We start from the raw sequence: 17,369 nt of genomic DNA, 5'->3' as shown, positions 1-17,369 counted from the left end.
TTGATTTTTTTTAAAAAATTAATGATGCATTATGGCGGTGGGACGAGAATAATATCGATTTAGTCATCCCTGCCCATGCCGTTTTCAGCCATATAAACTCCTATCTAAATACCCTGAGGGTTAATAATCAAAAAAAGACAAAAACATATCGGTAGAAACAATGAAATATTATGTAACGGAGTCTAAAATGAAATTTATTTGCATGATCTTATCATTAGCAATATTTAATTCTTTTGGCTATGATCCAGAGGCTTACTTAAATCCAAATAGGCACGTTTGCTCTATAGCTATTAGCAATCAAATCTACAATCCCGCTGATTTTTTTAATAATAATTTAAGATATAGAATAGATGCAAATATAGGGTCAGTGACAGTTTCCATTGATAATGGTGATGGAACAACAAGAAACATTGCCATTGATGTTGCACCATTAGTGAGAAATGCGGCAGACATGTGGAATCAACGCCTTATAGCGAGAGGGAGTCCCATTCACCTTACCGAAGTTCCTCAGGGATCACCCAGTGAAGCTGATTTTCAAATCTCTAGGCCAAATGATGCACAGCAGGCTATTTTGCATTTGCGTGAGAGTTTAGCTCAGACAACGTTAGTTTTGCCGACTGACATCCTGGAGCATTATGCAGTGCCAGCGTTTAACAGACCGGGAATGTTTCTAACGAATACATTCTCTTATTCAGGAGACTTTTTCAATACCATTAGAAGAACTCTAAATGAGCATTATACAGAACATCAGGCTGCAAAAATAGTAGTTTATCAAACCATAGTTCATGAGTTTGGACATGCTTTAGGTCTAGCTCATCCTGGATTACTTAATCTGGAAAGGCTGCCTGTAAGTGAAAAAGAAGAACAAATAGTAATAGATACATCAAATTCTGGAAATTTTCTTGCTTTAGCAATTACAGCAGAACTTGAACAGGGACAATCAGATGCCAGAGTTCCATTAATGACAGATGATGATACCTATTTTTTCCGGCTACGTCACCAATTGGACAGACGATTAAACTATGATGATATTGGACCATCAGAATTAGAGTTAAACGCGATAGATATAGAGAATGCGTGTGGTGGTTTAACTTCATCTCAACCTAAAATAAATGTTGTATTTTCGGCGAGTTGCAAAGAAAAACCTCGTGTCTTTTATCCTATAACACAGTCACTAATATCCATTTATCAAACACTGTTATTTTAATATGACCGTAGGAATCCTTAATGAGAATTTTAAAATTCCTTACGTTACTATGCGTTTTATTTTTATACACAGCACAATCCTATGCCCAGGTGCCAATTAATCATCAAGAGCATAAAAATGTGTGGGGCACTTATGCGGCAAAGCAGCTAAATAACTCAAGTGCCCCACACTGTTTCTGCTCTCTTTAACGACATAGGCTTTCATGATGAGATGCTTGATAAGTGCGTTTAGTTGCTCATTCGGTCATGATTCAATAAATTGATGTCATGACCTGTTTTGCAATATCTAATCCCAGCGGTATATAATTCATCTTGTGGCTCCTCCAGTATCGGATGCGGAATGCATCACTTCGTGGGCACTATGATGCCGTAAATCTGAGGGGAGCCATACTTCATCTCTGTAAAACTCCCCAACCGAATTCAACACAGGATGGGAAGTGCTCATCTTATTTCTTTATAGTGGTAAGTTGTGGCTGATTATCCAAAGATAGTGTTCTGTTAAAAGGCACCAGGCAGGCGCAATGCCGCTATAAGCTGGTTAATTAGTTCATCCGTCACGTGTTCCATAACGAAAATGTGTGCATACCTAATACCATTTTTAGCTTCAGTAGACAGTGAGAAATCTTCAACAATATCATTGTTGGGGCAAAGGAACAGGATACTGAGGGAAAGTGGAGAGCGATGGACGTGAAGATTAAGGCCAAGCTCTCCACCCAATGCCCGCAATTTCTGATAAACGTTTTCACTCAGCCGAAGTCGATGGACGATCTTTCCAATCTGGTCGTTATAAGAATATCTGGCCAGATAATACCAAAGCAGCAGCGCCGAAAAACCATTTCTCGAACCCGCTAAAGTAGAATCTTGAGCGCCGATATAATCCACACTGAGGAAGCTCAACAGGTATTTTTGTTTGGTCAGATAAACGCCTGTCGGCCACGGCGTCCCCATTTCTTTATGACCACTGGTCACAATCGAATGGATTGGATTTCTGAAATCAAATGAAGGAAGCGTCCCTACACCAATATCGATTCCCTGTTCTCTCGCTTTCTCTAGGAATGGACCATAAACAGCGCCCAGCGCACCATCGATGTGGAACCAATAGCCATTTCGAGGGCTTTTAACAACTTTGCCATTTTCCAGTGTAATTTGAAGCGTTCTATCTTTGAGACCGTATTTCTTAAGTATAGGTAGCAGTAAGTCAATCGCGCCGCTGACATCATCAAGTGCACCTTTAAAGGTTGTGCCATAGTTGAAGTTTACCGCTATCGGGAAACCACGTGACGCAAAAAACTCTATTAATACACTTAGTTTATTTAGATCAATCGATCCCATTGGCAGAGACGGAACTTTTGTCGGCCATTTTCCATTACTCGTTGTAATAGGACATTGTCCCGGATAGCGCGACTCACCGATTTCAGCGAAAGTAGGCAGTGACAAAATATCTTTGGCTTTATCAATTGAGTAATGTGTATCTTCGGAGTAAAAAAGTACGGGTGTCAGCGAATTATCATTACCTCCCAGATAGGTTCCTTGTTCAATGTGATTATTTGAATTCAGATCAATCCAGAGCGCTTTTCCAGCCAGATAGTCACGAGCATTACGCAGTGCATATAAATTCCCTTCAGTGCTTCCCATTGATAAAACATAACCCCAATAGCCCTCACCCAGTGTGGTGTTATCTCTGTCAGGTGCATTCCAAAGTTTAGCAAAATAATCCAATACAGCACGTTCAACAACCTTTGAGTTAACCCTGAAATTGCCTGTCACAAAAGGATCACCAACATTGTTTAACTGAATATCTAAGTATTCACTCAGTTCCAGTGAATAACAGAATTCTTGGTTGGTTTGATAACCTAGGAATTTGTTACGTGTTTTCTTTACATATGACTCCAGCTCTGCCAATGCTTTTCCACGTTCAGTATCTGTTAAACCATCTTCAGATAATTTAAATAAAGATTTATCAATGTTGACATAGATTTCATTATTCATATTTGATCCAGATGCAATAATTTATAATGATAATTAGCTGATAAGTTATAGCTTTAAATTGGAATGTCCCTAAAAATAATTAAAAACCAGACTATAATAAACAAATATTATTAGCAATGTGATTTACACAATCATCTTACCATTTAATGTTTTTATATTATCTCTTTATGTGTAATCATTCAAAAATAACTCAATTTTATAATTTCAATTCATAACTTAAAATACAGAAAACGTTTATATAATATAACTAATTTGATGGAATTATATTTCACCATATGAATTTTTTCTTTTATTTATTTATAATCAGCACTAATTAAATGAGAAATCAGCGAATCAATGAAGGTCGGCAAGAAGCGAAATTAAAAGGGATCAATTTTGGTCGTAATCGAGTCATAGACAGGGAAAAGGTTTTGTCGTTGCATAGGCAAAAAATAGGGGCGACTCAGATTATCCATCAGTTAAAAATAGCGCGTTCAACTGTTTATAAAATAGTTGACGAGTCCAAAGGTTAATAGCCTTTATATGTTTTAAAAGAAATTTATTGTTATTCATAATGCGATGTGTCGTCATCACATATCAGGGCACAATTATACAGGCATTCCCTATTGTTGTTATTGTCACAAATCAGAAGACGTAAAAGGGCACGGTAAAGGAAATGAAGTGGCACACTGATTTTTGTGATCGCAGTACGGCGACTTTATGCAAACTCCTTGAGTTATTATCACCATTTACTGCCAGGTTTTACTGTATGGATGATTATTCACCTTACAAGTTTGAGGTAATTAAATGGGAAAAAATACCTCCGCCATTTGCGGAGGTTTTCAGTATCGGAGACAGAGGTTAATCAATTTGTTAGTCGCCAATGTCAGTTCATTTGTTCGTTGTATTAGTCCGTTAAAAGGCACTGGTATCTTTGAATAAGCCTACTTTCAAATCAGTCGCAGTATAAATTAGTTTGCCATCCACCAGCACTTCGCCATCGGCCAGCCCCATAATTAATTTGCGATTAATGACACGCTTGAAATTAATGCGATAGGTCACTTTTTTTGCTGTTGGTAATATCTGACCAGTAAATTTGACTTCCCCAACGCCGAGTGCGCGACCTTTACCTTCTCCACCGATCCAGCCTAAGAAGAAACCGACGAGCTGCCACATGGCATCAAGACCGAGGCAGCCGGGCATAACAGGATCATTGACAAAATGACAATCGAAAAACCACAACTCAGGATTGATGTCGAACTCAGCCTCGACATACCCTTTATTGTAATTACCACCGATTTCTGTCATTTTCGTGATGCGATCCATCATCAGCATATTGCCAGAAGGCAGCGGTGGTCCATTTTCACCAAACAATTTACCTTGTCCAGAGGATTGAAGTTCTTCTTTCGTGTAGGACTCTTGTTTTTTAAACATATTCTCAGATTGCCTTATAATCGTGTAAGGCTAGAGAATAGCGTACGCTTGTACGCTCAACAACTCCGATCAGATAATAATGGAATTAACCCAACCAGCGGAGAAACCAAGGAAGTCGAGGTCTTTCTTGGATATTTGCCTGTGTTATGCGTTCATGTATCATAGCTAACAGATGTTCTTTTTGTGGATCATAATAGGGAATACCGAGTAACAGTGGAGCAGCTTCAGAGACATGCTCGACTGCCCAAATATGGAATTGCCCATTTTTTACCGCATTAACAACATCTTGATGCAAGCATAAATGTTGAACATTTGTGGTTGGAATAATGACACCCTGATGACCGGTTAGCCCGCAGTAGTGACATAGACGGAAGAAGCCTTCAATTTTTTCATTAACTCCACCAATGGGTTGTACGTAACCAAATTGGTCCACGGCACCAGTAACAGCAATTTGCTGGTCGATAGGCTGCTGAGACAGAGCGCTGATAAGGGCACACAGTTCGGCGAGTGAAGCGCTGTCTCCGTCCACTTCACCATAGGATTGTTCGAAGACAATAGAAGCAGAGAAAGGCTGTGGTTGATCTAATTTCAATTCAGAAATTAAATAAGCCTGCATGATCATCATACCCTTAGCATGAATATTGCCGCCTAACTCAACCTTGCGTTCCACATCAATAAATTCGCCATCTCCTAAGTGTGCAACACAACTGATACGAGAGGGTTCTCCCATTGGATCAGGGTGCCCAGGATATTCGAGCACGGATAGCCCATTGATTTGGCCGATAACTGAGCCTTGTGTGCGAATCAATACCTGACCTTTCAGAATTTCGTCCATACTGCGTTCAGACAAATAGCCATGACGCCAAGTACGATTATCTTCCGCCTGTTGTAGAGAATCTTTGGTGATCTGATTTTCCTGATGATAAATAGCTGCGGCTTCCAGTTTTTGTTGCACCCATTGAATATCTAGAGGTAACTGGAATTGATCTTCTGTATGACGAGCTGCGAGTTTAATCAGTTCAGGCCAGGCATCAGCACTTAATGGAGGAAAATTTTGTTGCTGGATGATCCCATTAACGTACCGACACCATACTGTCAGATCATCTTCTTCATGAAAGGGCATATCCAGTTCAAATTCACCATACAATGCACGGTTCGCCAGTTCAGGCTCAATGGATTGTAGCTCTTCAAGACTGAGTCTGTCCCCGACTAAAAGCAGGCGCAGATCCAGTTCCATTGAAGGTATCGGTAGTGGGAGAGGTTGTTTTTCATCATGTGATAGCCAGTCAAAACGGCGTTGAATAATCATCTGCTTAAGACGAACCCACATCAATGGTTGAGAGAGCAGGGTGCGCAGAGACAGAATCAAGATACCACCATTTATGTGATGGATAAGGCCGGGTTGCAGCTGAAGCACCCCTTGATGTGTATAGATATTGCCAAATAATTGCTCTGGTTCAATCCACTCACGGTAAGCAACTCGTTCAGTTGGTGCAAAAAAGCCTTCCCCTGTAGAGTGCCAAGTAATGGTTTGGTGCTCTATCTGATAATAACCACCGATACCTGGACGGTTTTCCGGCAATAAAGAGGAAATAGTATCGGATAAAAGAGACAGATAAGCATTACTCTCTTCCGCCTTCAGCAGCATAAAAGGTTGGCGCAAAGAGGCCTGACAAAAAAGGAATAATCCACTGTGCAGCCTGGGTTGAACCTCATCTATTGTAATGGGGGACAATTCAGCGGCAGAATTAAAGAGTGCTTGATAAGGCGCATTGTTTGGCTGTAATGCCTGCCAGTCTAATTTTATATTCGTCAAAGTGATAGCTACATATAGTAAAAAAGAAACATTTATTATACAAGATTAAGCAATGAACCAACATGCCTGAATTTTGAAAGAAATGACATTTGAGCCTGCGCTTTCATTGCTTGTAAAATATGCCTATATTCTGTGTTGTTATGAGCAATTCAAAAAAATAGTTGCTATGCTTAATTTAAGTTACGCTGTCACTGAGAGATGAAATGAAATATCAACAATTGGAAAATCTGGAATGTGGCTGGAAATGGGCATATTTAGCAAAAAAACACCGTGAAGGTGAGCCGATTACTAAATACATCGAAAAAAGTGCTGCACAGGATGCGGTTAATGAACTAATGAATTTAGAACGAGAACCAGTCAAGGTACTGAAATGGATTTCTCTGCACATGAATCCGGATTTATCCAACCGAATGAAGCAAACGATTCGGGCACGGCGTAAACGTCATTTTAATGCTGAACACCAACATTCACGTAAAAAATCGATTGATCTGGATTTTCATGTTTGGCAGCGGCTTTCAGCGCTCTCCCGACGCCGCGGTAATACTTTGTCAGAAACGATCGTACAGTTATTGGAAGATGCTGAATATCGGGAAAAGTATACTCATCAAATATCGAGTTTGAAGCAGGATTTGGAAGCAATATTGGGGAAATAACCCCGATAATAACCAGTAATTAATAGGAAGATAAACCAAAAAATGAAACCCCATTTAAATGGGGTTTTTAATAAATAGATAGAGGCTGTATTACTTAGCTGCTTGTGGATGAGTAACCACTTTAGTAACGCCCTGAATGTTGATAATTACACGGCGATCCAGAGCCAGACAGTCGATAAGTTTAGATCGGGCTTTAATTTTGTCACAGGTAGAGCCAGTGACAGGATTTTCCTTACCGCGGCCTTCTGCTTGGATTGAATTTGCTGGAATGCCTTTAGCAATCAGGTAATCTACAACGGATTGAGCACGTTTATGAGACAGTGGCAGGTTGTAATTCTGACTGCCGATGCGGTCAGTATAACCGAGTACCAGAACTTTGCCTTGATCCGGGTCGATTTTAGTCAGTTGTGTGTATAGGTTATCCAGTTCCTGTTTACCTTCTGCTTTCAACGTTGATTTGTTGAAATTGAACAGAACGTCAGAGCGCAGGGTAAAGCTCTTACTTTCAATGATAGGGGCTGGTGCAACTGGAGGAGCAACTGGTACAACGATTGGCGCAGTTTCACCTTGACCAAAACGGTAAGAAATACCAACACTCAGCAAGCCGTTATCTGGACGGGCACCAACACTGTTAGCGTCACCAATGTTGTTAACCCACTGGTAATCTAGACGGGTTGCCAGATTTTTGGTCAGTGCGTATTCAACACCAATTGCAGCCAGAGGAGAAACACCTGTATCGTGGTTTTTCAATCTGCGCTGGTCATTTTTACTGGTTCCAACTACTGCATTAGCATTGTAGGTTGCAGACGAGTCTGCACGCCATACCATACCGCCAAGACGAGTATAAACATCCAGGTTATTCATAACTGGATAGCTTAGTTTGGTCGTTAGCTGAACACCTTGAGCACGGAAAGAGCCGTTATTGATACTACCCTTATAGGCCATGCGTCCCAACCAGTCATAACCCAATTCAAAGCCCAAATATGGGTTTGCCTGATAACCGACATAGGCACCAGCGCCTGGTTGGTTTTTGCGGGTGGGGCCGTTACCAATCAGGTTATCGTAATCATTTCCGTAGAAATTTACGTCATGGTATTGAGACCAACCCAGCTTAGCACCGGTATACCAAGTGTTGTCCTTTGGAGCTGCTTGAGCAACAGTTGCGAAAGCTGCCACTGCTACTGCGATAGCTGTTTTCTTCATTTTACGCCTCGTTATCATCCAAATAGGCAATTGGCCTTAAAAGCCTTATTGTTAGCCATTGGTTAAAATGTTCTGTTAGGTAATCGTACTTTAATCAGAAGATGTGTTCTGAAATATAAGAACAGCAAGCACAACTCCCTAAACTGTGTAAAGTCTACAACGAAGTTAAAAAGTTACAAGTGCACTGTGACTCATGACACAAAATATTTAATTACCTCTAGACAAACCCTAAGTATTATTGACGAATGTTTACAATATTTACGGTATTAATACATTGATTTTTATTACAAACAATAATGAGTATCAATTGGTAGCTTATTTTTTATAAAAAATATTAAGATTAATCCTAATTTAAATCAGTGATAGTAATTAGAGTGAATTTGTAATCTATTCGATTGAGAAATAAATTTATGGGATAAATTTTGTGGACGCATAATAAAACCGAGAGTAGTCCCTTTTTGTGCGGCCAGTTGTAGCGTATTTAATTGATATTCTGATAATTCGGGCAACCAACCCAATACAATGCTGTAATTACCACTTGCCAAAGCCTTTTCCGTAGCACTAATCGAAGCTGCAGGACGGATTTGGTTTAATTGAATGATTTTATTTAAAGGAAGCCCTGCATTTATTAGCCACTGACGGCTCAATTTTTTATTGGGGCTTACCCAAAGCAACCATCGATCTTCTTTTCCAGACTGACGTAATAAAGGAAGAAGAATCTGATGAATGGTAGGTTGGTGTTCACTGTAGACTAGCTCACTGACTGTACCTTTTATCGTGTGTGAAATATATTGAGGTGGTTCCACAAAAGACAGCCTTCTCACGGTCATCCCAACCATTGTTTTGTCTGTTTTATGTTCGTTTACTGTTGTGCCAGCAGCTGTTGTTTTTTTCTCAGTGGGATATTTCCACGCTGATCGGATACTCATAATGTTCCTCGCCATAACAAGCTGTATATTTATACAGTATAACGCTATTTGATTAAAAGCAAGTCTCTTTTTTTCAAAGCGCTTCGCAAAAATTTACAGAAATTAGGATTTTTCTGACTTAACGATTGGCAGTTGGAAATAGATTGCGTATGGTTTTAATTAATTGTTCTTGTTATCTATTTTGTTAATAACAGGCATGACCAAACATTATGTTGGAATATGATTCATGGAGTGATAAAAAATGTTTTTATCCGGAGCTCGTTTGGCCCAATTGCAACAAGGTGTATCTTCATTGGGAAAACTTAAGAAAAAATCTCAATTTGGGGGAATTGGGTTGTTACTTGATGGTATTTTATTCGCCATCAGTTCTGATGGAGAACTTTATTTACGCGGGAATAGTCACGCCGAAGTATTATTTAAGGCTAGAGGAATGGAAAAATTTATTTATTCAAAAAGAGGAATACCTGTGACTTTGCGGTATTATCGCGTTAATGAATCGCTTTGGCAGGACCAAAAACAGTTACTCGAATATGTAAATTTAGCCTATCAATACACTATGAAAGAAATTATTGATAGACAGAAAATGCCTCTTAGACTTAAAGATTTACCTAATTTAGGGATAGCTTTAGAAAGGCAATTATGGAAAGTGGGTATTTCTAAAGTAGAAGAATTACGAATGTTGGGAGCAAAAGCGACTTACCTCAAACTCCAGCAGCATAGGAAAAAAACAAATGTCAGTTTGTTGCTTGCATTGGCTGGTGCAATAGAAGGATGCCACGTGGCGGTTTTACCAGAAAAGATACGTGACGAATTAATTAGCTGGCACAGCGAGCTGGTTCACCAGAATTCAGATACTCATTCATAATGAGTGCAGTTTGGTGAATAGGGGCGTGGGCCCCTATTGCCTATCTTGTTCACTAATTTGCTTAGTTAAACTAACGAGTTCAGGTAGTAATTCGATGAGCAATCCTATTTGCTGTAATACAAGTTGGATTTTACTATTACTTTCAGAAGGAGAAGGTGCCAGATTGATTTTTTCCATCAAATTATTCACCGTAGATTGCAGTGCATCATTATTCATTTCGCCTTGTTTTAAGGTGGATTCAACGTAACAGATTGCATCATTAAGAATATCCAATATTGCTGGTTCATTGAGCTTGTCGCGATGGGCACCTAATGCGGAAATGTAGCTTAACATGGTGTGATTAAGGCACAGTAAACGGAAAGCAGCTTCTTGAGAAATACGATAGTTTTTTGGCTCCGATGCCATATTTGAAATCACTGATGCTAATTCAGCATCACAATTATGGGCTTCACGACGGGCGATTCGATAATTCAGGCTATTACTTTTTCCCTGATGGTATTGCGTTACAATCGCACTGAAATAGCAGCAATTGGCTCCCATTGTTCGGGTAATCACCTGAGATAATTGACGGAACTTCCAATCAGGCCAGATGAAACTGATGGCAAGTAAAGCAATACCACAGCCTATTAATGTATCAATGATTCTTGGTAGCGCGACTTCAAATCCTTCGCCTAATAAATTGAAACTCAGTAATACCAGCAAAGTAATAAATAGCGTTGCATGCGCATATTGGCTATTGCGAAAGACAAAGAACAGCACGCCAGAAATAACAATCAACACTAATTGACCTTCAATGGAAGGGACAAAATAGAGAATTGGCAGGCCAATCAGAATCCCCGCCAATGTACCAATAACACGCAGAACCAGACGACGACGTGTGGCACTATAGTTTGGCTGGCAGACAAATAAACTGGTTAGCAAGATCCAATATCCGCGTTGCAAATCAAATAGCTGAATAATGGCGTAACCAGTACACAATAAGACAGACATGCGAATAGCATGGCGGAAGAGAGCAGATTTTGGTGTCAAATTACTTCGAATCCTAAACCATATATCACGCCAGCCAGTTAAAGCTTCTTCGGATAACTGTGTTTCTTCTTGTTTATCTTTTGAAGAGGCGTTTTGGGAAAGAAGATATTGATCCGAACCTAGCCCTGCTAATTGTGCATCAATGGCTCGTAAGTTTTTCAACAAATTATCAAATGCCATAATTTTAGCATCAGTGCTTTGCTGATTTTTCAAACGCTCAATAGAGCTTTCAAGGTAGTTGAATACGTTTTCAAAACGTGGATTATGTTGATATTGCTTACGCAGGATAATAGATTGTGAAACTTGTTCACATGCTCTGGCTTGCATGGAAAGCAGCCGCTGAACGCGGAACATAATATCACTGTGGCGAAATGCCTCTCTTAATTTTTGGTACTGAACATGGGATGAACTGGCACGCTCATGAATATCTTGAGCTACAAAATAATAATGCAACGTATGGCGAGTACCCCACTGTCCTCTATCTCCCTTTAAACGACTTAACAAAGAACTCTTGGCCTGATTGAACGTTACCACTAACGTACTGTTCGCCATGGCAACATCAAACACAGACTGTTTATATTCTTCGGCCTCAGCGTCGGGATCAAACAGACTTGTTTTGGCATAGAGATACGCTGAAAGCTGCTGATAACAGCGCGCTAAATTTTCTTGCAAGGAGCGAATAGGAAATAGCAAATGGCCTGTTAATGTCAGCAGGTTGTACCAGATTGCCCCAGTGAGCAGTAATAAAGGTTGTTGGTACCAGATAGGGAATATTGACGAACCGAGCATGGTATAAATAGCAATCAACAAAGCACCAAAGGCGATAGTGGCGTAGCGTTGCCCCAATGCACCAAGCAAGATAAAATCACAAGTAGATACAGCCAAACCAAGCATAAAAAGCCATGGATAAGGAAACAATAGGGTAATAGAAGTGGAAGCGACAAAGAAAGAAATTAAGGTGATGGTGAGGTTGCGCAACCGTCCGACCAAGCGGTCATCTAAATCTGTTAATGCTGCCGCAACGACACCTAACAGCAATGGAATTGTTATTTTAAGTTCTTCTCCCAATAACCAAGGGATAAGGGTGGTTCCTGTTAGTGCAATGAATATACGGATATAATAGAGGGTGTGACTGTTATACAGGAAATGGCGGGAACCGGATAAAACTGTTAGCACAAAATACCCTTAACAACATTTACGTGATGAAATAGTACGTGATGAAGTAGTTCAACAATTTTCAGGTACGGTGCCACGACAATGGAACTAAAATCAACACAAATCGGCCAACGCCTCGCTCAACACCCTTATAATCGGGTGCGTCTACTTAATGCTGGCATTGAAGTCAGCGGTGACAAACACCAGTACCTTATTCCATTTAATCAATTAATTGGTATTCAGTGTAAGCGAGGGATTGTCTGGGGGGAACTGGAATTTGAATTACCAGAAGGAAAAGTGGTTCGCCTGCATGGTACCGAATGGCAGCAAACACAACATTTTTATCATTACTTATTAAAGGAATGGCAAAAGTGGAGCCTCAACATGAGTGATGTCAGTGCTGATGTCTTAGCGGCTCAAGTCAATGGAATAGTCAAAATCAAACAACAAAATCGTTGGCTGAAAACCGCAGATTTAGCTTCTGTGCAGCAGCAAATTCAAGAAACATTTCAGGCTTTACCTTTACCATTACAACGAATCGCACAATTTGAAAATTGTCGTGACGATTATAAGACCTGTCTGGATTGGTTGGATGATGGTGAAAAAATAATTCAAACACTGAACCAGCAATGGATTGATCACATATTGGTGCGATATGGGCAATTTTTCCAGACAATAGAAACATCACCACTTAATCGTTCTCAGTGTCAGGCAGTTATTAATGGTGAACAGAATATTCTGGTATTAGCAGGCGCGGGTAGCGGAAAAACCTCTGTTTTGGTTGCTCGTGCTGGATGGTTATTGCTACGTCAACAAGCACTTCCTGAGCAAATTTTACTGCTGGCTTTTGGCCGTCAGGCTGCTGATGACATGAATGAACGTATTCAGGCACATTTGGGAGCAAAAGAAATAAAAGCAAAAACATTTCACGCTTTGGCATTGCATATTATTCAGCAAGGCAGCAATAAATCACCGAAAATTAGCGAGCTGGAAACTGATGCTCAAAAACGCCGGGATTTTCTCATTCAAGAATGGCAAAAACAGTGTGGAGAGAAAAAAGCACAGGCTAAAGGTTGGCGGGAGTGGTTGAACGAAGAATTGGATTGGCAACTGCCGGAAGGTGAATATTGGCATGATAAGTCATTGACGGCTCGTTTATTAGTTCGTTTGGAGCGTTGGCTAGAGTTAATCCGTATGCATGGTGGTAGCCAAAAAGAGATGATTGGACAGGCTCCTGCTACTTACGTCGATGTATTTCAGAAACGTCTACGGCTTATAGCACCTTTGCTGAAAGCCTGGAAATCAGCATTGAAGTCTGAGGGCACAGTCGACTTTTCTGGCTTAATCCATCAGGCAGTGAATATTTTACAGAAAGGTCGATTTATCAGTCCGTGGAAACATATTCTGGTGGATGAATTTCAAGATATCTCACCATTGAGAGCGAAGTTATTAACAGCATTGAAGGCACAAAATAAGCAAAGCCATTTATTTGCTGTGGGAGATGATTGGCAGGCGATCTATTGTTTTCGTGGTGCTGAAGTAACATTAAATACAGCATTTGTAAACTATTTTGGAAAAGGAGCTGAATGTGCATTGGATACGACTTATCGTTTTAATGATCGTATTGGGGAAATCGCCAACCGATTTGTACAGCAAAATCCTCATCAATTAACTAAGCCACTCAATAGCCTGATAAAAGGCAATAAAAAATCGGTTGTGATTTTATCGGAAGAGCAATTGGAAGCGCTGCTGAATAAAATGAGTGGCTATGTTACCAAACAGGAAACCATCTTATTATTGGCACGCTATTATCATCTCAAACCAGAATTATTGAAAAAAGCGTCTATTCGCTGGCCGAATTTGAAAATTGAATTTATGACAATTCATGCATCTAAAGGGCAACAAGCGGATTATGTCATTATTTTGGGGTTGCAGCAGGGGAAGGACAGTTTTCCAGCCCCAGAGAGAGAATCTGTGATGGAACAGGTATTATTGCCACAACCTGAAGGTTTCCCTGAGGCGGAGGAACGTCGTCTTCTATATGTCGCATTGACGCGGGCGAAAAAGCAGGTATGGTTAATGCAGGAGCCGAAAAAGCCGTCAGTTTTCATTCCTCAGTTGGTGCAATTGGGCGTATCAGTTCAGCGTAAACCTTAAGCGTAATTCTTATTAGCATAGGGAGAGTGAAATTGCTGTTATGTCCTTGAGTAATGGTTTATGCCCAATAGATTTCAGTGCAGGCAGTGAAAAGAGCAAGTTAAAAGACAAATGGCACAGGGTGGTATAAGGAGATTAAATGAGTGATCAATATATAGCGGATATACTGATTTTATGTTTTGGTGTTTGTCTATGATTGTTATTTTTATATAAAAATCAAATGATTAATAATTTATTCAACTGTGTATTGTTCCAGTGTTTATTGACGTTTACTGATTCTTACAGCACAATATGTATAAATATTTGTATAAACATATTGGGTGATCATGGCTGCCGAACTCAACAAGCTCAGTGACAAAAAACTTAAAACCCTACACAGAAAAGAAAGGGACAATATTGAATTTTTTGCTGATGGTGCTGGATTGAGTGCTAAAGCATCTAAAGCGGGTGGTATTAGTTGGGTCTTTACATACCGACTTGATGGTAAAAAGTTAAACCGCCTTACCATTGGTCGCTATCCTGATATGAGTCTCAAACAGGCTAGGGAGACGAGGGACAAATGTCGTAGTTGGTTAGCATCCGGTAAAGACCCAAAGCTCCAATTTAACTTAACGATGCAGGAATCACTAAAACCAGTCACTGTAAAAGACGCTATCGAATATTGGATAGAACACTACGGCAGAAACAATCGAGTGAATATTGATACCCTCATTCTTCAATTAGAAAAACATATTTATTCCTATATTGGGAGTATGGCATTATCAGACTGTGAAACGAAATATTGGCTTCAATGTTTTGATAGAATGAAGAGGGACGCTTCGGTGGCTTCTGGTTATATACTTCAATTGTGCAAGCAAGCCCTGAAATTTTGCCGAGTAAGAAGATATGCAGTTAGCCATGTATTGGATGATTTAACTATTCAGGATGTTGGGAAAAAACAGAATAAAGGTCAACGCTATTTGGAAGACAATGAACTTGGGCAATTATGGGAATCCATAAATACAAGCATTTATCCACCTTATTATAATAATTTATTGAAAATTTTAGTTGTATTTGGTTGTCGGACACGAGAGATCAGGTTATCGAAATGTTCAGAATGGAATTTTAATTCCATGTTATGGATTGTCCCAAAAGAAAATAGCAAGACAGGTGAGAAAATTATTCGTCCCATACCAGAATGCATGAAGCCATTTTTGGAAAATCTTATTTACCAAAACCATAAAAGTGGCTACATCTTAGGGGGAATTAAAAACTCTGATACAGTCTCACAATATGGCGGGAACATATGGAAAAAATTAAAGCATGATGAGGGGTGGTCTTTGCATGATTTAAGAAGAACCTTTTCAACTAAACTCAATGAATTAGGTATAGCACTACATATCGTGGAACAGCTTTTAGGCCACGCTTTGCCGGGCATTATGGCTATATACAACAAGAGCCAATACCTACCAGAGAAACTAGACGCGTTAAACAAGTGGTGCGAGCGACTGGATGTATTGGCGGGTAATTATGAGAATGTGGTTTTAATCGATAGTAAAAGAGCATAAGCTGATATAGCGAAACTAGCCCGACGGGGTGAAAAGCAAGAAGCCCTACTTGCCTGTTTCGCTAAACTCTTAGGGTAGTGTTAAGGGTGACGCAATGAAAAAAAGTAGAATCATTAATTTACCGGAAAGAAAATATTTTCCTTTACATAAAATAGAAAGAGAAATAGGTATTCCGTGTGATCTAGAAGATTTAATTCATTATGCCGTTATAGGTGAGCTTGAAATATGTGTAAAGGTGAATTGGCAGAATGGATTTGATATGGATTCGATTGAAGCGGATGGAATGAGAGTTTTTTCAAGATATAATTATGTTAAGGCGACAGAGGCATTAACGTTATGGAATGGCGAAGAGCCTCCTTTGACATATATTGAACTTGCCTATGAAACAGACGTTACTTTGATTGAAGAACAAATACGATATAATTATAAACAAAAAGATCTAGAGCATAGGGCAATAGAAATTAATGGTCTATTTGCTTTAAGTAATGAATTATTTAGATTCTCTGAAAACAAATTACTTAAAGGTGATATTTTTAACGAAGCGGTTTTAACCCTGCCAAAATCTGACAATTATAAAATATATGATCTAACAGCAAGAGCTGAAGAAGAAGGTATAGATTATAAGCCTACAGCAATCTCAGGAATAAAATACCCCGTTTCAATAGATAAAATGCTTATTACAAAAACTGAATTGCAAAGATTCATCAATGGTAATATGGAGCACGAGAGAACGGAAAAAGAAATCATCAAAACACCACATGGAAATGGAGAAAGATTTGCTGCAAAACGTGAGGCAATTTTAATGGCAGCTATGTACATCCAGAAAAAATATCCAGATAGATGTAACACTTATACAGAATGGGCTAAGCAAATTGATTTAGCTGCTTTAGAATTTTGGCCGCAAGAAGGAAAGCCGCCTCTTGAGATTGAAAGTATCGAGAGGCTGTTAAGTAAAGTTTATAACCCTTCAAAGTGGAACGGGAATTAAATTTAGTCTACAGGAACTAAAAATTTTTTATCAATAGTCACCGTAAAAACAAATTACTTATAGGCAAAATTACCCTCATGAAAACACTGAAACCATGAGGGTAACATGACCATTCAATACAACATTCCTACACCAGAAGAGCGCCGCTCTATCCTTTCAGAATATGGCGAACCTTATGATCGTCTTGTACGTGAAAAGGAACGCCATCACATCACCTCTATTTCCAGAACGTCAGCATGGAAACTGGAGAATGAAGGACGCTTCCCCGCACGTAAACCATTAGGCCGCAATTCCTGCGCTTGGTTGCTCAGTGATTTACTGCATTGGGTACGTAACCCGCCAACAGTAGAAAATGTAAATAACCCCTATAGCCGAAAATCAAATTAATTAAGACAGGGTAAAACGATGACATCTAAAAA

At 39.6% G+C, this 17,369-nt stretch carries 13 protein-coding genes and 1 pseudogene; 8 read left to right on the top strand and 6 right to left on the bottom strand.

The window, feature by feature from the left end:
* Positions 1-187: 187 nt before the first annotated feature.
* Positions 188-1,207 (top strand): hypothetical protein, encoded by a 1,020-nt coding sequence (locus BM135_RS13830; RefSeq protein WP_092520536.1) that lies wholly within the window; start codon positions 188-190, stop codon positions 1,205-1,207.
* Between the two features lie 497 nt (positions 1,208-1,704).
* Here BM135_RS13830 and BM135_RS13825 read toward each other — a convergent pair whose 3' ends face one another.
* The gene (locus BM135_RS13825; protein ID WP_092520535.1) at positions 1,705-3,195 is read right to left on the bottom strand and encodes a pyridoxal-dependent decarboxylase; all 1,491 of its coding nucleotides are present in this window, start codon (positions 3,193-3,195) and stop codon (positions 1,705-1,707) included.
* A gap of 326 nt (positions 3,196-3,521) precedes the next feature.
* Between BM135_RS13825 and BM135_RS13820 the strand changes: the two are divergent.
* Positions 3,522-3,707: pseudogene (locus tag BM135_RS13820) on the top strand (helix-turn-helix domain-containing protein); the annotation flags it as partial.
* 382 nt (positions 3,708-4,089) lie between these two features.
* On the opposite strand, the gene fabA reads toward BM135_RS13820, so the two are convergent.
* Together fabA and BM135_RS13810 are read right to left on the bottom strand one after the other, a co-directional pair.
* Positions 4,090-4,608, bottom strand: a complete 519-nt coding sequence (gene fabA, locus BM135_RS13815) for a bifunctional 3-hydroxydecanoyl-ACP dehydratase/trans-2-decenoyl-ACP isomerase (protein ID WP_092520525.1) — start codon at positions 4,606-4,608, stop codon at positions 4,090-4,092.
* A gap of 85 nt (positions 4,609-4,693) precedes the next feature.
* The gene (locus BM135_RS13810) at positions 4,694-6,424 is read right to left on the bottom strand and encodes an AAA family ATPase (protein ID WP_092520524.1); all 1,731 of its coding nucleotides are present in this window, start codon (positions 6,422-6,424) and stop codon (positions 4,694-4,696) included.
* A gap of 203 nt (positions 6,425-6,627) precedes the next feature.
* Between BM135_RS13810 and matP the strand changes: the two genes are divergently transcribed.
* Positions 6,628-7,077 carry a macrodomain Ter protein MatP gene (matP, locus tag BM135_RS13805; protein ID WP_092520523.1) on the top strand — a complete coding sequence of 150 codons (450 nt, stop codon included), beginning with the start codon at positions 6,628-6,630 and terminating at the stop codon, positions 7,075-7,077.
* Between the two features lie 90 nt (positions 7,078-7,167).
* Here the strand turns inward: matP and ompA are convergent, their stop codons facing one another.
* Both ompA and sulA read right to left on the bottom strand, forming a co-directional pair.
* A complete protein-coding gene (gene ompA, locus BM135_RS13800) occupies positions 7,168-8,280 on the bottom strand; it encodes a porin OmpA (RefSeq protein ID WP_092520522.1) in 1,113 nt (370 codons plus the stop codon).
* A gap of 356 nt (positions 8,281-8,636) precedes the next feature.
* Positions 8,637-9,209, bottom strand: coding sequence for an SOS-induced cell division inhibitor SulA (gene sulA, locus BM135_RS13795; RefSeq protein WP_092520520.1), 573 nt, complete (start codon positions 9,207-9,209; stop codon positions 8,637-8,639).
* A gap of 241 nt (positions 9,210-9,450) precedes the next feature.
* Here sulA and BM135_RS13790 point away from each other — a divergent pair, with 241 nt between their 5' ends.
* On the top strand, positions 9,451-10,074 hold the full coding sequence (locus BM135_RS13790) for a TfoX/Sxy family DNA transformation protein (RefSeq protein ID WP_092520518.1): 624 nt from the start codon (positions 9,451-9,453) through the stop codon (positions 10,072-10,074).
* A 33-nt stretch (positions 10,075-10,107) separates the two neighbouring features.
* On the opposite strand, the gene yccS is transcribed toward BM135_RS13790, so the two are convergent.
* Positions 10,108-12,279: a YccS family putative transporter gene (yccS, locus tag BM135_RS13785; RefSeq protein WP_092520516.1), complete on the bottom strand. Its 2,172-nt coding sequence runs from the start codon at positions 12,277-12,279 to the stop codon at positions 10,108-10,110.
* 81 nt (positions 12,280-12,360) lie between these two features.
* On the opposite strand from yccS, the gene helD reads away from it, so the two are divergent.
* The 4 genes from helD to BM135_RS13765 all read left to right on the top strand — a co-directional run bounded on the left by helD (position 12,361) and on the right by BM135_RS13765 (position 17,337).
* Complete coding sequence (gene helD, locus BM135_RS13780; RefSeq protein WP_092520514.1) at positions 12,361-14,415, top strand: DNA helicase IV; 2,055 nt, start codon at positions 12,361-12,363, stop codon at positions 14,413-14,415.
* Positions 14,416-14,741: 326 nt separating this feature from the next.
* Positions 14,742-15,962, top strand: a complete 1,221-nt coding sequence (locus tag BM135_RS13775) for a tyrosine-type recombinase/integrase (RefSeq protein WP_092520512.1) — start codon at positions 14,742-14,744, stop codon at positions 15,960-15,962.
* A 94-nt stretch (positions 15,963-16,056) separates the two neighbouring features.
* On the top strand, positions 16,057-16,950 hold the full coding sequence (locus BM135_RS13770; RefSeq protein WP_092520510.1) for a hypothetical protein: 894 nt from the start codon (positions 16,057-16,059) through the stop codon (positions 16,948-16,950).
* Positions 16,951-17,055: 105 nt separating this feature from the next.
* The gene (locus tag BM135_RS13765; protein ID WP_092520508.1) at positions 17,056-17,337 is read left to right on the top strand and encodes a helix-turn-helix transcriptional regulator; all 282 of its coding nucleotides are present in this window, start codon (positions 17,056-17,058) and stop codon (positions 17,335-17,337) included.
* The last annotated feature ends 32 nt before the right edge of the window (positions 17,338-17,369 follow it).

Source organism: Xenorhabdus japonica, assembly GCF_900115195.1.
Taxonomy (GTDB): domain Bacteria; phylum Pseudomonadota; class Gammaproteobacteria; order Enterobacterales; family Enterobacteriaceae; genus Xenorhabdus; species Xenorhabdus japonica.
Note: the sequence above shows the minus strand (reverse complement) of the source record. Positions and strands in the feature narration are given on the sequence as shown.